The following is a 16,434-nucleotide window of genomic DNA, read 5'->3' as shown; positions in this document are numbered from 1 at the left end:
GGGTGTCACATCAGGTTTAGTGACCTTCTGAGACACCCTTTCTTCATTTACTCTTTTTATTGATCAGGTGTTGTAATGTGCGGGTATGCGTTTCTTACTTGATTATAAAACTCTTGAAGTGCATCTTCCTTCGTGCTTACCCCTTCTACATAATCACCTACTGCGCTTCCGAAGAACCCGTCTATTTGCTGGTCATATCGTGTTACAATACCAGGGTTAATAGATAATGCTTCCTCTAGGAAGAAAGTATAGTTGTTTTGTCCACCTAAGAAGTCGTCACTAAAGTCTGTTTTAATTTCTTCAGTAACTGGTAAATACGATAGTACATCTCCAGTTTCTAGAGCCCAATCTGTTAAAAATTCTTCGTCATGCGTCATCATTTTAATAAATTCCCATGCAAGTTCTTTATTGTCTGAATCCTTATACATCCCGATCCAAGTACCGCCCCAGAAGTATGGGTTTGGTCCGTTAGTTACTGCCCAATCTCCAACAGTTTCATCAGTGTTATTTTTAAGTACACTGTGTAATCCCCATGTTGGTAGTGCAAAAGCAAACACTTCTACTTCATTTGAAGCATTCTCATCGACTTCATCCCATCCAGCGTTGTAATTAATAGGACCATCCATTGCTCCAAACCAAGCTGGAGACCATTCAGGAGCAAACGCTGTTAAATCCATTTCACGAAGCTGTTTAGCATAATCAAAGTGATTTAAACGTCCTTCTGTCATAATTAACTCATCATTTTCGTTCACCCACGGCTGTGGATCTTGACCTTGTGCAAACCAACGTACTGCTCCTTCATCTGGGAATAAACGATAGCCAGCAGCTTTCATTTGTTCACCAAGATCAAAGAGTCCGTCCATCGTAGACATCATGTCACCAATCTCAGCTGGATCATCTGTTCCTAAAACTTCTTCAGCTATACTTCTTCTGTAGTAAATACCACCTGGTGTCGTTTGCCACGAAAGCGCTTTGATCGCACCGTTAGAATCTCTACCTAATTCAAAAACATAGTCTACGAAATCATCTTTAATATCTTCTACGTTATAAGGAGCTTGAGAAAGGTCTTCCCAGTAATCCTGTTCAACCCACTCTTTAATAAACACTAACTCACCAGTAAAGATATCTGGTGCTCCAGTTCCACTTTCTAAAACCGGGCGTAAACGAGTTGGATAATCTTCTATTGGAATAATCGTCAACTCGATCTCTACTCCATGTCTTTCTTCAAACACTTCAATTGGATCTTCAAGTTCATCTGTAAATGACCAAATAACTAGTTTTTCACCAGAGCCAGAACTTGAACTCTCATCACCTGAGCCATTTTCATTTGAACTTGCATCATCATTACCACAAGCCACAATAAGACCGAGACATACAATTGCAATTACAAATAAAGCTAACTTTTTCACTTTCCATACCCCCATCTTTTTTATTATTTTTTAGGCATATAGCCCATATATTCAAAGCGCTTTCGAAAACTTTTATGAAAAATAGTATGTTTTTTTCGAAAACACAGATGAATCACTCATAATGAAACGCTTACAAATTCTACTATTTAACTAATATACTATATTTTTCTAAAAAAAACTTAAACTATCATACGATAAAACGCATACATACCAAAGCGCTTTCGAAAATATGTAAAAAAATATAATTACTTCGTGATTTATTATACTACACTTCCAATAGAATTGTAAGCGTTTTCTCTATTATAAATATAATATTTTAAAAAAAATATAATCTATTGTGCTTTCATTTACACTATGAAAGCACAATATTATAAAATTTCTATTGAGTAACACTAATTTTCTTCGTTGATTCCCTTTTTATTAACTCTACTGGCAACATCACAGCTGAGAAGCCCTCTTCTTTATTATTAATATGGTTAATAAGTAGGTCAGCAGCTTTTTTTCCCATAAGATCAGCATCTTGCCTAATAGTCGTAAGAGCGGGAGTAATATGCTGTGCTAATTCAATATCATCAAATCCTACGATAGATATATCATCAGGTACACGAAGTCCCGCATTCTTAATTGCTTTAATTGCACCAAAGGCCATGGAGTCACCAGATACAAACACTGCAGTTGGAAGTTCTTCTAATTTAAGTAGCTCATTCATTGCTTGGTATCCACCTTCATATGAGAAGTAGCCACCATTTACAATATATGACTCATTTATGCCCAAACTATATTTCTCTAAGCCTAGCTTATACCCTTTCAATCTTTCCTGCCCTGTATAAGTATCATCAAATCCAGCTATGTGGGCGATTTTTCTATGACCAAGAGAATATAAATGATCAATAACTAATTCACCACCATAACAGTTATTACTGTATATAACATTTGTTTTATTACTATGGATATCGATTACAACACTCGGTAATGGTGATTCGATTAATTTTACTACTTCAGGATCCTCGTAGTTAGAACATACTACAATTATTCCATCAACACCTCGGTAATTAGCATGGTCTATATAACTTTTTTCTTCATTACCAATATATCTATTAAGAAAAATTAAATCATAGCCAAATTTTTCTGCTCTAATCTTAAAACCTTCTATAACTCCGCTGAAAAAGGGGTGCTTTATTCCTACTCCTAAGTTTTCAACGAAAATGACACCAAAAGTAAAAGATTTTTTTGTCGTTAATGATCGAGCAATAGAATTAGGAAAATATCCCATTTCCTCTACAGCTTCTAATATTTTCTTCTTTGTCTTTTCATTAACATCGGGGTAATTGTTTAAAGCCCTTGACACTGTTGTTATAGAAAAGCCGGTTTTTTTTGCTACATCGTATATAGTTGTCAACTTCATTTTCCCCTTTATCGAAAGTCGCCTACTATACTTTAAGTCGACATTTCAAAACAATATATTTATCCTGTCAATTACCGAAAGCGCTTCCGGTAAAAAACACACTACACAAAAGATATAAATTTATTATATCACGAAATAATTTATTTGTGTATACAATTTCTATTTAAAATGTAATTAATTTTACAATTTTTTATCGATAATAAGCATTAAGAAGACTCTATGTCCGGACCGAGTCTTCTTAATGAAATGAAATTCTAAACTTACTCCTTCGGATGAGCTAACCACCGTTTTCTCAACATATGTGCTGCTGCTTTCGGTTGTCTTTGCCTTGTAAATACGCCTTTTTTATTACCAACAATTCGCGTAACACCCTGTTTTGTTGCAAAATCTGCAAAATTCCATACATGCTCACCTATGACAAATGGCAACCGATCCATCACCTTATGATATTCCTTTATCATTTCGCATTGATATTCTTCTGTAAACATTACTGGTGGATCTTGATGAAAACCTGCTATCGCATCCGCTCCATACTCCGTAATGATAATTGGCTGTTTATACTTTGCATACCAATCCTTCAATTCTTTTTCTAGCTGAAAGTCGATAAGCTCTAAATGACCTGGATCCTCATACCAGGAGTAATAACGATTGAGGCAAATAATATCAAATAATTGAGCAACCTTGTCATCTTTTGGCTTGGACGATTGAACAAGCGTTACTGGTCTTGTATTATCTAACTCTCGAGTAAACTCTGCAAGCTTTTTAAAATAAGGTACTGATCCGTCTTCAAAGGTAGCTGCTTCATTCCCTACACTCCACATGACGACACTTGGATGATTTTTGTCTCTTTTTATTAAATCTTTTATCGTTTTTATATGATTATTTAGTGCGTCTGTTCCGAGTTTATCTTCATTAAAAAGTTGAATGTTCTGCCCCCAAATATTCATACCTACTGCTGGTACTTCATCTATCACTACTATACCTAGTTCATCGGCTAAATCCATGATTTCTTCAGAATATGGATAATGAGATGTTCTAAAAGAATTTGCATTTGACCATTCTAGTAAATTAAAGTCTTTGACATTAATTACATCATTAAGTCCTCTTCCATTAAAATCAGAGTCTTCATGCTTTCCGAACCCTTTAAAGTAAAACGGCTTACCATTGATTAAAAACTGTTCACCCTTGATTTCTACTGTTCTAATACCTATTGGTAATCGATACCTGTCAACAAGATCCCCATTCGTTTCAAATGAACTTACTCTAAATGTATAGAGGTATCCTTCCCCTGGTTGCCAAAGCTTTGGATTTTCAACCATTAATCTATCCTTATTTCCTTTTTCGCTTGCTACTATATTTCCTTCTTTATCTAATAGTTCAACACTGTAATTGGTAACACTTTTTTCTCCAGTCGTTTTGAATTCGTAATGAACGACCGCTATTTTATCTTTAATATCTGTTGTCACCGTTATGTCCTCAATATATGTTTTAGGTGTTGTATACAAAATAACTGGACGATGAATACCCGCATAATTAAAAAAGTCGTAATGATATTCTTGTATTTTATAGCCTTTCGGATGCTGTTCATCTTCTATATGTTTCACCTCACCAGGAGGAAGAGAATTCCAATCTAACACATTATTTACTACAATTGAGATACGGTTTTCTTCTCCATAGTTGATAATAGAGGAAAGTTCACCTTCAAATGGTAGAAATCCACCACTATGCTCAGTCACCTTTACACCATTCACCCAAACAGTTGCATGGTGAGAGGCACTTCCAACACGCAACATGACACGTTCTTCACGCCATGAAAGAGGTACAAAAAAAGTTTTCTCATACCACACATCACCAATATGGTCACGAAGCTTTTCATCTTGCGTAATATCATTGTAGCTTGCAGGTACTGGCATGTTTATCGTACCTTCCAGTGGTGACATTTGCCAGTTTTGCTTACGTCCCTCATGCAAATAATCTGCTTTAAAACGCCATAATCCAGAAAGCGTTCTCAATTGACGTGATTCACTCTCTCTTGGGTATAACATTACATCACTCCTAAAAGTTATATTTTTTATTAAGCATTACTTCTAGGTACAGTGGATAGACACCTTCATATTCATTTTTTCATATGGAAAAAATTATTCGGTGTTAGTAAAAATGAAGCCTTCTCCCAAATTGGGAGAAGGCTCAAATCTTTAATTATTAAAAACATGCTTCTTTCTAGTAAAGAATGTAACTGCACCAATTATTAGTAATAACATACCAATAACTAAATAGTTAAATAGGTTAGTAGCAGTGTTAGGAAGCTCGTCTCCGTCTTTTGAGGAATCCTCTTTAGAAGATTCTTCTGAATCAACGTCTCCATCAGTTCCATCTTCTTCGCTACTATCGTCATCCGTTTTTGGTGCTTCTGGTGTTTCAAAATCAGCGAATTGTGCTTTTAACGCTGCCAGTTCTTCTTTCAGATCATTGATTAGCATTTCTAATTGAGCAACATACTCTTCAATGTCACTAAATTGTGCTTTAAGAGCATTTAATTGTCCCTCTAATTGTGCAACTCTCATTTCTAACTCTAAAATCTCATTATTATTCTCTAACTCTGAAATTCTAGTATTAAGTTGTTCAATTAATTCCATTAGTTCATTAATTCTTTGTTGCAATTCTTCAGAATCACCTGGGTCTGATGGATCTGTTGGATCTGGATCTTCTCCATCTCCTGGTTCACCTGGATCTACTGGATCTGGATCTTGCCCGTCTCCTGGTTCACCTGGATCTACTGGATCTGGATCCTGGCCATCCCCTGGTTCACCTGGATCTGGATCTTGCCCGTCTCCTGATTCCGAAGCAAACACACCGTATGTCGAGAAGTGATCGACTGTTACACTAATAGTGTTTGTTTCTGTGTTCATTTCACCACCGACAAATTCCCATTCTTCAGTTGTTTCATTATAGTAGAATATCGCTACTTCCTCATACCCTTCATCGTAGGACAACTCTAGTTCAAATCCTACTGCATCTTCTGCTCCTTGAAGGTTAACCTTAATTACCTGTCCTGCTTTCGTATGATTTGCATTTGGAGCCGGTTCTTCTACTAATTCTATTGAAATTGTAGCACCTTCTGGTAGGTTATCTGGCATCTTAATAGATGCGTTAGTACCTTGTAACTTCACAACTTGATTAGCTGAAACAGACGTTTCTACTCCGCTCTCTACTTCAACAGGTTCTGGATCTTTAGGATCTACTGGATCTGGATCAGTTCCGTCTCCCGGTTCACCTGGATCAGTTCCGTCTATTTCTTCAACTTCTACTAATCTTACATTATCAATTACTATTGTGTATGGTACAGCTAATACTTCATCTGTACCTTCTCGACCTAATCCAAATAATAATTGAAATTCACCAGATTCTGTAACCTCAATAATAACTTCATATGTTTCCATCGTATTACCAACAGTAAATTCTTGGATTCCAGTTCCAGCTAATTCAACTCTTACAATACGCTCAATTTCCGATTGCATATCAAATGCCATTTTATACGTTCCTGCAGGCACATCAATGTTTTGGAATAATTGAATTTGCCACCAGTCCCAACCTACTTGTCTCACTTCTGCATTTAATACTCCATTATTAACAGAGAATTCTGCTAGACCTCCATTAGGATCGTGGTCCGCTAAATTGAAAGTGTTCCATGTTAAAAGATTATCAGGATTACCAAACTCTGTAGTCTCATCAAAAGTACCATCAACTACAAGGTTTTCACCAATTTCTCTCCACTCTTTATCAGATGGATCTGCTGGGTCCTCACCGTCACCAGGTTCACCTGGATCTACTGGGTCTTGATCATCTCCACCTTCTAATACTTCACGAGCACCTTTTACTTCTAATCTGACATTATCAATGAATATGTCATGAGAATCTTCAATAACACTTTCAACAGCACCTATAAGGAATTTTAGACCAATAACATCTGTTGTAGGCATATCAAACTCATATTTAAATGTTTGAGTTTCGTTAGTTAACTGAACAACATCTTCAAAGTGGCGGAAATATCCTCCAGCTTCTCCGTTATCAATAACGACTTCTAAAGCTCTATCTATAGATGATCTTGCATCGAATTCCACAACATAAGTGAATCCTTCGTGAAGAGTAAGCCCCTCTTGTGATAAGGAAATATCCCATGGATTTGTTCCAGTATGTTCAACGGTAGCCTTCGCTTCCCCAGCTTCTTCTACAAAGGTAGCTGCTGATGGGCCATCATACACACCTTGAACATGGTCGTGCCAGTTATCTAATCCATTTGAAAAGTCTCCATTTACTAATGGGAAATATTTTTCTCTTTCACCTTTTACTTCGAGCTTTACATTGTCAAAGAAAATGTCATGACTACCAACATCTACGTTACCAAGTAAGAATTTCAAGTCTACAGAATCATCTGTATCCATTGTGAACTCAAATGAGAAAGTTTGCATTTCATCTGTTAATGCAACTACATCTGAGAAATAGCGATGGTAAGATGAATTTTCTGCTACAACTTCAATATTTCTATCTACTGTTGATCTAGCATCGAATTCCACAATATACGTATTGAATTCTTTTAAACTCAAACCATCTTGACTAAATAGTACATGCCATGGTTCCCAACCTGCATTTGTTACTGATGCTTTTAATTGACCATCGACTACTTCAAACGATCCAGAGGATACACCTGGCTCATGATCACCTTGTACGTGTTGTGACCAATTGTTGAAGTCATTTGAGAAATCCCCATTCTTAAGTGGGAAAGCGTCTTCTAATGAAATACTAGCATTATTATCTGTTAACCGTACTAGTCTTACATTGTCAATCACTACATTACTATCATTTCCACCTAGCATGAATACTAATTGACTTTCAATATCTGCTGGTGAAGACATCGTAAATGTCATTTCTTTTTGCTCCATCGCTGTCGATAAACTAATCGTTTCTGTTTCCGAATAGTTCACATCGCCATCTTTGCTAAGAAGCGCAACTTCTATGTCTCTTGCTTCTGTCGCTCTTGCATCAAATGTAAGTTTATACTCATCATTTTGAAGTAGATTAATACCTCTTTGAAGAACTTTTATTGCATCAGCTTCTGAACCGCCATCTTCAATTGATACAGCAAGTTCTCTTGCAGCTTCATCAACTGATGCAGTTGCCGTTGCACCATCAGTTAATACATGCCAGAAAGTCATTCGGTCCATTCTACCTTGATCAAAAGTACCATTATATACGTGGTTACCATTACGAAGTGGACGTTTAGGATCATCCTCATTATAAGGATCTTCCGCATCAACCTCTTCAACAACTACATTACCAATCCATACTGGGTTTGCATTTGTACCCATATTTAGCTCAAGTCGCGCGTGTGGATCTGTATCATGTTGCATTTGGAAAACCATTTCATATGTTTGCACTTCATTTGTTAATGCATAAGTTTCACTTGGAGAATAAGCAGTCCAACCACGATCTGGACCTCCACCAATTTTCACACTCATGTTACGGTTTGTACTCGATTTCGCATCAAAACTTAGCTTGTACCATCTTCCTGTCCCCATCGTAACGTTTTGAATTAATTGAATCGAATGCGTTTGGTTTCCACCATTTGCAATGTCGACTTTAGCAAAAGGTTGTCCATTAACATTGTCAACAGAAACTGATCCATTACCGTTGAATTGTTCTAAATGTACGAAATTCCAGTTGTCATAATCCCAATCACTTGCTTGTTGTGCATCCGTTTTTATATCAGTAAATCCATTTTCATAGTTTGTGTCATAAATCCAGTTTCCATCAACCGGATGTTTAGCATTTTCAGGTAATTCTACTGCTTCAAAAGCAGGCTCTACTGGTTCACGATATTCTCTTCCTGTTAATTCATATACTCTTACATAATCTACTAATACTTGTCCAGGAAATTCAGTAGAACTATCTGGGTTACCACCATACCATCCACCGATCGCAAGGTTTAAAATAATATGAAACTCTTGATCGAAAGGAGCTGGATAAGCATACTTCGCAGCATTTCCAGAGCCTGTTGTACTCCAGTTATTTAACGTTTGATAAAGTTCATCGTTAACATACCAACGAATCTCACCTGGTTCCCACTCAACAGCATAAACGTTAAAATCAGTAGCATCTCGTCCCTCTGGGAAGTGATAATCCTTAGCAGTATACGTATTGTTCGGCCATTGACCACCATAGTGAATTGCTCCACCGATATGACCAGGAGTTGCACCTGCATTTTCCATTATGTCAATTTCACCTGATGCTGCCCATCCACCGTATACATCATCTTCTGGCATCATCCAGAACGCTGGCCAATATCCTTGCCCCTCTGGTAATGCCATTTTCGCTTCGAATCTTCCATATTTTTGGTTAAATCTACCACCATCAGATAGCACTTTACCTGAAGTATAATTAAATGTTTCAGCACCATGACCTGGAACATGAACTGTTTCTTGGCGCCCTTCTAAAACTAAATGCCCATCTTCGACCCACACATTATCTTCTTGATAATATTGTAGTTCTTCATTTCCCCAACCGTGGATAAATTGACCACTTCCATCATAGAAACCATTTCCAATGTCAATTCTCCAATTATCAGTGTTTAACTCGTCACCTTCAAATTCATCATGCCAAGTTAATCTCCAATCATCATTATTAATTGGGACAACATCCCCAACTTGGATTGAATCCGATGGTTCTGTTGGTTCAGGTTCTTCTCCACTTGCTTCAAAGCTATAAGGAAGAATAATTTTTGATGCATCTTCTGGTGCATTAACCTTAACTTCAAGTGCTTCTGGACCAAACATCGGCCAAACTTCGACCTTTACTTTTCCTGATTCTAAGTTTTCATATCCATCAGCAGGTAAGTCTCTAGTGAACCTTTCATAAGATTCAGACTCTTCAACACCATCTGTATTCATCTGTCCTGCTTCATGAGTTAGGTCCCAAGTTCCATCACCATTAAAGTCGAAAGAAACTGAAGCATTATTTCCAACACCTACACCTAATCCATTTAAAAACAAATCAGTAACAACAGTTCCTGTACCATTGTACTCTGCTGTAACATCTTCAATTACGTACGTTAGCTTTTCGTTTTGTTGAACAACATCCGGAGTAGATGCGTTCCCTTTTTCTGTTGATAACGTTCTTTCTTCATCTCCGCCAATTAAGTACAAATTCGTTGTTTCATTTTCTGCTGCCGGCTCATTTGCACTAACTGCAGCACCAAAATGAGTACTAATTAATAAAAACACTAGAAAAATACTAAAACATTTCTTAAGCATCGTGTACCTCCTGTAAGATTAGTAGTTTTAAATAATTGATGTAACAGGAATATGGAAATAACCACCTCCTTAAAGTATAAAAAAGCGCTTTCATTAGATGAGAAAAATTTTTGGTGTGATTATTCCAAAAGCCTTTTATCTTTCGGAATAATCACGAACCATTATTTCGCTTTGCTTATATTGTTAAGCTAGCTCAACAACCATTTTTGACACTTCACCACTTCGAACAGCTTCTGCAGTTGCACCAACAAGCTCATTAGCTAGTAGAATTTTAGTTGTACCATCTTTAAATACTAATTCCAATTTCTTTGGAGAAACTGCGTTATGACCAAATGTTGCTGACTTACTACGATTCACATACGTTACCTCTGTATGCCCTAAAAATGTAAAAGTTAATTCTCCATCCTCGTTGAACATCCAGCTAGGTAATGAAGGAGATAGCTCACAAACTAATTCACCATTTTTTACGTCAAACGGCTTAGAGCCCGCCATCATCACAAACCACATGTTCATAAATTCAATCGTAGAACCACTTAATCGAGATACAAAGCCTCTTCCATGTAAATCTTGATTCGGATTTGCACTACTAGCAATAAATGATGAATTTTCTAGCGTACTACGTCCGTATACTTCCGGGTCTAGGAATGGAATTAAAGCAGATTGAATATCTTCAAAAAACTCATTTTTCAATCCTGACTTTAGTGTTGCTAGAAGGTACTTATACTCCATGTGTAAAAAGATCGATTCATTCTCTAGCCAACCAGGTGTGAATGACTTTGCTCGACCTAATTCATTCGGGTCATTAGCAATACTCATAGACGTTTTATACATTTTCAATTTCTTATCGTATATATTAGAATCTTTTACTTTGTCATAAAGTTTTTTAGCTGTTTCTTCGTTATTCGTGACCTTTAATTGTTTTACGATACCTTCTAAAAACGGTGTTACTGGTTTCGCTTCCCACTCTAAAGATGAAACATCCAATTTATCTGTCACATTTTTAGGTTCAAAGTAATAATACGTCGGGATTAATTCACCTTCTGTACTCTCAACTTTTGCAACACCTTGTTCCACTCTATCTTTTAAAACTGTTAAATACTCCTTAATTTCATCGAACGAATAGTGTACCTCTTCACCACTAATACCTTTATAAATTAAATCACGGTATTCTTCTCTATGTTGTGTAGTATTGCTCCAATACTTCAGTTCACTTTCTTTTGATGCATCTAGAGCTTTTATTTCACTAATAACATTCTTTAAATAGTTATCTACTTCTTTAGGAAGAGAGACTTCTTCGCCACTTTCAACCTCTAAAAGCATTTCTACTAATCTTTTTAATTCAAAGAGCTCAGAAGTACTTGATCCAAACATTCCTGGTAATCCGTTTAAGGAATCATTCCAACCTGGTTTGTCTCCTTCCATTTCAATACCTAAACCATATGGTGCCATTGTCGTCGTTTTAACTAGAGCCAATAAGAATAGTTTTGAGAACAGATTTGTCTCATACACTTTCCCAGAACCGAATTCTGTATTTACCCAAAGGACACCATCATTTTGCGCTGCTTTCTCAGCTTTTTCCTTTATTTTTTCAACAGCATGGTATTGACGAAGCTTCCCATCATTATTGAATACATATTTTTCTTTTCGAGTTTTTACTCTTACAGGACTATCAAAGAATCTATACTTTTGATCGAAATAGAAATCTTTTAATTTATCAGGGAAAACACTTAAATAGCTTTCTATTAAATCTAAATTATACGTCCAGTGATCCATCCAGTAGCCTTCACCAAAGTCCGCTTGGAAAGAATCTTCAGATAAAACCAATGCCTCTGTTAAAAACTCCTCGAAACTCGAATTGATCGAAACATTATTTCCTTCTACGAAATGCATTAACTCCCCTGGCGTATAAGGCTTTTCGAAAAACTTCTGCAATTTGTCTTGTCCATGATCAACATAGTTTTCTAATTGACTGAACCCATCTTTTGGCAATACAAATTTTACACCTTTAACTGCTAATGGATTATAACCATCAAGTTGTATTAGATTCATAAATAACTTAACGTTATAATCGCCTACTTTCGGTTCAAACAACACATCACAGCGACGATTTTGGTTTACATCACGATAGTTCCCATTTCCTTGAGAGTAAAATGTTGGACTTAGTGAGAAAAAGTTATAATCTCTTTCTAAGTCACCATGTTTTCTTGAGAATAAATAGTATATTTTGTTTCCATTTTCATTTTCAAAATTAATTGGAAACCCACCGCGCAATCCATTATCTAAGAAGCTTTGTCTACTGTATGCATCAAACGTAGGGTGTCCAGATTTAGTATTAATTTTGCTTGTGATAGAGTCAGTGATGGCTTTCGCTATTTCTTTCTTTTCCATTAATTCAGCTACATTTAATGATTCTGATGTATAACGTCGCATAGTCTCAATGTCATGAGCATGTCCAATAACCGTCACAATCTCAAATGTTTCATTATTTTCAAGATCAAAACTATCTCCTGAAAAACCTGACGACACTTTGTTAGTCACTTGTTGCGGTAAATCATGTAGATTTTCTAAAGAATCACTAATAAATTTCTCAGGTGTTTGTAAAGACGTATCTGTCCCAAAAACATTGTCTCTATCGACAATTGGTATAAGTAATGCTTCTTTTTCACCTTGCTTAGAAAAACTAGCATAAAAGTTTCCGTGATGTATTTCTTTTACTTCTGAAGAATCTTCCATACTACCACGTAAGCGATAGAAAGGAATATTATTTTCAATATTTACAACATCAAACCAACTCTTAATCGTATTCCCTAATTCCTTATAAGCAATATTAGGAACACCACTAGGAAAAATTGCAGGTAATCCATCTAAAATTTCAAAGCTTCTTTTATCATTTAGTAAATTTGTTATTGTTACATGTCGAACTAAACCTGCTACTTCAGCCTCAGGTAATGTGAAATATTCTACTTTTATTTGTAGTCCTAATTCTTCATGAACGTATTCTAGCTCTACCATATTTTCGGAAATAATCATTTTTTCGGATACATTATCTGAATTGTTTTTATTAGTGAATGGCTCGATAAAAGTTGTATTGCTGCCATCTATTATTTTTATGAATGTACGAAATCCATCTAATGCAACACGTTGGTAGGACTTATCTGCTGGCAAAAACTCCATAATTGCGTGATCTTTGTCTTGGACACCAAAGCTTGCGATACCTTGTCCACGATTCACGTAAAATACCCACATTGGGATTCCGTTAACCCCTGAAATTCCAGGCAGAAAGCTTGAAAATGTTTTCATTTTTCTGTATTCACTTATTTCAAACTTTTGATTATCTATAAGTTTGTACACTAATTTCCCCTCCCAAATTTATCCAAAGCGCTTTCGAATTTAAAAGCAACGTATAAATTGCTATTACGATATAAAGGCCTTCATTCATTTCTCTTAATCATTATAATATACTAAAGCGCTTTGGGAAAGTTTTATTAACAAAAAATTATAAGATTCTTCAATTTGTCATATTTTTTTCAATATGAATGACAAAACGAGGTTGATTTTAAAGGCGAATCTCACCTATTCGATCAACCATTAATAGCCTAAAAAGAGAGACTCAATAGGTAGAAAGGCACCTTTTGAGTCTCCCTTATCATAGTAGAGTTATTAGAATTTCATCATTGTTACTTTGTTAGTAAAATGATTACTCTCCCTCTGGATCAGTATACTTTATAAACGTTCTATAATTGATACTCATTAAAACAAAAGCAAACACACTTATACCAATCGCAACAAATAGCGTTGTCGATGTTAATGCTAAAATATAATAAGCTGCCAACCATATTAATTGCATTAGCGTATTCAATGGTCTTAAAAATACCATTCCAGCTGCTACTTTTATATATTGAAGTGTCTTAAATTCAAAATGAGCCATCACCGAGAAAATATTAACAAACGTCATTAATACAATCGCTGCAAATGAAAAAATAACTACATATAAATATATATGAATATGTTCTGCATAATAGAAAGAAACGAAAGAAAAGTTAACGTAAATAACGTAAAAAATAATTAAGAATATACCCCATAATATGTTCGAACGAACAAACTCCGCCTTATAATAATGAAAGAACATTTTAAAAAGCCTTAAATCCTGCTCTCCCATTAACCACTTACGAATGACTGAAAACAAAGCAACCGTCGCTGGCATGAATCCTAAAATACCCAGCCCCATAAGGAAAAACAGTAACCATATTAGATTTAGAGCTACAAATCTATAGATGAGATCGGCTATTTTAAAAATCATATTCCCCAACTTAAGCACCTCATTGTTTGAATATTATTTAACAAGACATAATAATATCACATAACATCACTAATTCATAGTAATGTGAAAGCTATTTCATATAAAAGACATCATTGAAGGTCAAGCCTTCAATGATGTTTTTTCCATTAACTCTTTACAGCACCTTCAGACAAGCTCTGAATAAATAATCTATTAAACATTAAGAACACAATAAGCAGTGGTACGGTTGCCCAGAATGTTCCGGACATAATCATTCCGTAGTCCATTTGTCGCGCATCGTTTAGCGCACGTAGTGCAACTTGTAACGTGTGAACAGATGGGTCACGTAATACGACGATCGGCCATAAAAAGTCATTCCAAACATGCATGAATACGATAATCCCTAATGTGGCGAATGCTGGTAAAATCATCGGTACGACGATGTTCCAATAAATTCGAAAGTTTGAGCATCCGTCTATTTTCGCAGCTTCAATAATTTCGTACGGTACCCCATCTTTAATATACTGTCTCATCCAGAAAATACCGAACGCGTTAATTAAACCTGGAATAATAATCGCACGAAAATCGTTTAACCATCCTAATGACGTAATGATATAATACTGTGGAATTAACCCTAATTGTGGTGGCACCATCATCGTCACTAAAATTGCACCAAATAGTATACCTTTCCCCTTAAATTCAAGCTTCGAGAATGTATAACCTGCTAACGAACATAAGAATAGTACCCCAAATGTGATCGATGCTGAAACAAACATGGAGTTTCCCATCGCTCCGAAGAAATCGATGTTCCCTAACACCTTTTGGAAGTTTTCAACTAAGTTAGTTCCAGGTGTAAACGGTGGTGGTACAGTGTTGATCTCTCTATTTAATCGCGTTGCCATAACGAACATATAGTAAAACGGAAATAGGGAAGCTAATGAACCAAATACTAAGAACAAATAAACAAACGCTTTTTTAAGAGAAAACTTCCCTGATCCAACTTCTTTATTTTTAGCCATAGTAAGCTTCCCCCTATACAACTTTCTTTGATTTACCAACTCTATTTGTAATGAGTAGGTTAATCGCTGTTAATATAATGATGATGAAGAATAATGCAATCGCTGCCGCAGAGGCTGTACCAAATGAGTTATAAACGAACGCATCTCTCCATAAATAACCAACCATAGTAATACCTTCTTCACGAAGTCCTCTACCAAGGAAGATTAAAGGCTCTGTGAATAATTGGAACGCACCAATTGTCGCTGTAAATACAACAAACATTAATATTGGCTTTAACATCGGAAGTGTAATCATTCGAATTTGTTGAGCGACAGTTGCCCCATCAATTTTCGCTGCTTCATAAAGGTCTTTCGGAATACTTTGCATCCCTGCTAAGAAAATGATCGTATTATACCCGACCCATCTCCAAAATACCATTGTCGAAATAGCGATTTTAACTGGCCAGTACTCTTGATTCCAACGAATTGGATCAATATCAAACATACTTAAAATATAGTTTGCGAAACCAAATGGCTGGTTATTAAACACAACACCAAAGATAATCGCAACGGCTACAACGGATGTAATGTATGGTAAAAACACTAACGTTCTAAACGTATTTCGGAAACGAATCAAAGCAGAATTCAGTGCAAACGCTAGCAATAATGCTGCTACAATTTGAGGAAGTGTTCCCATCATTCCAATGATAAATGTGTTTAAGATAGATGAGAAAAATACGGAATCGCCAAAGATGATCTCAAAGTTACGTAACCCGACATATGTCATTGGCGTTAAGCCATCCCAGCGGAAAAACGATAAGTAAAAGCTGAATACCATTGGAAATAACCCAAAAATTCCAAACAAAATAAAAAATGGAGAAATAAACAAGTATGCTGATAAAGCAGTTCGTTTTTTCTCAGATAGCTTTCTAGTCTTAACAGTTGTTGCCAACTTATGTCCCTCCTTAGAAAAAAACATCGATTATATTATTTTGACTTTTACTAAAAATCTTGTTGGTTTTCGAAAATAAATAAC

General features: G+C 35.9%; 8 protein-coding genes. All 8 read right to left on the bottom strand.

Features of this window, described 5'->3' with window-relative positions:
• Nucleotides 1-56: 56 nt before the first annotated feature.
• Entirely contained in the window at nt 57-1,409 is a 1,353-nt protein-coding gene (locus tag BCELL_RS03575) for an ABC transporter substrate-binding protein (RefSeq protein WP_013487309.1), read from the bottom strand.
• A 379-nt stretch (nt 1,410-1,788) separates the two neighbouring features.
• On the bottom strand, nt 1,789-2,814 hold the full coding sequence (locus BCELL_RS03570) for a LacI family DNA-binding transcriptional regulator (protein WP_013487308.1): 1,026 nt from the start codon (nt 2,812-2,814) through the stop codon (nt 1,789-1,791).
• 260 nt (nt 2,815-3,074) lie between these two features.
• Nucleotides 3,075-4,859 (bottom strand): beta-glucuronidase, encoded by a 1,785-nt coding sequence (gene uidA / locus BCELL_RS03565; protein ID WP_013487307.1) that lies wholly within the window; start codon nt 4,857-4,859, stop codon nt 3,075-3,077.
• A gap of 150 nt (nt 4,860-5,009) precedes the next feature.
• A complete protein-coding gene (locus BCELL_RS23155) occupies nt 5,010-10,121 on the bottom strand; it encodes a carbohydrate binding domain-containing protein (RefSeq protein WP_013487306.1) in 5,112 nt (1,703 codons plus the stop codon).
• Nucleotides 10,122-10,304: 183 nt separating this feature from the next.
• Nucleotides 10,305-13,472 carry a hypothetical protein gene (locus tag BCELL_RS03555; RefSeq protein WP_013487305.1) on the bottom strand — a complete coding sequence of 1,056 codons (3,168 nt, stop codon included), beginning with the start codon at nt 13,470-13,472 and terminating at the stop codon, nt 10,305-10,307.
• Between the two features lie 346 nt (nt 13,473-13,818).
• Nucleotides 13,819-14,421, bottom strand: a complete 603-nt coding sequence (locus BCELL_RS03550) for a YesL family protein (protein ID WP_245546988.1) — start codon at nt 14,419-14,421, stop codon at nt 13,819-13,821.
• Nucleotides 14,422-14,567: 146 nt separating this feature from the next.
• Nucleotides 14,568-15,419, bottom strand: coding sequence for a carbohydrate ABC transporter permease (locus tag BCELL_RS03545; protein ID WP_013487303.1), 852 nt, complete (start codon nt 15,417-15,419; stop codon nt 14,568-14,570).
• Between the two features lie 13 nt (nt 15,420-15,432).
• Nucleotides 15,433-16,350, bottom strand: coding sequence for a carbohydrate ABC transporter permease (locus BCELL_RS03540; RefSeq protein WP_013487302.1), 918 nt, complete (start codon nt 16,348-16,350; stop codon nt 15,433-15,435).
• Nucleotides 16,351-16,434 lie beyond the last annotated feature (84 nt).

It is taken from the genome of Evansella cellulosilytica DSM 2522, assembly GCF_000177235.2.
Taxonomy (GTDB): domain Bacteria; phylum Bacillota; class Bacilli; order Bacillales; family Salisediminibacteriaceae; genus Evansella; species Evansella cellulosilytica.
This window is presented reverse-complemented; position numbering and strand designations above follow the sequence as displayed.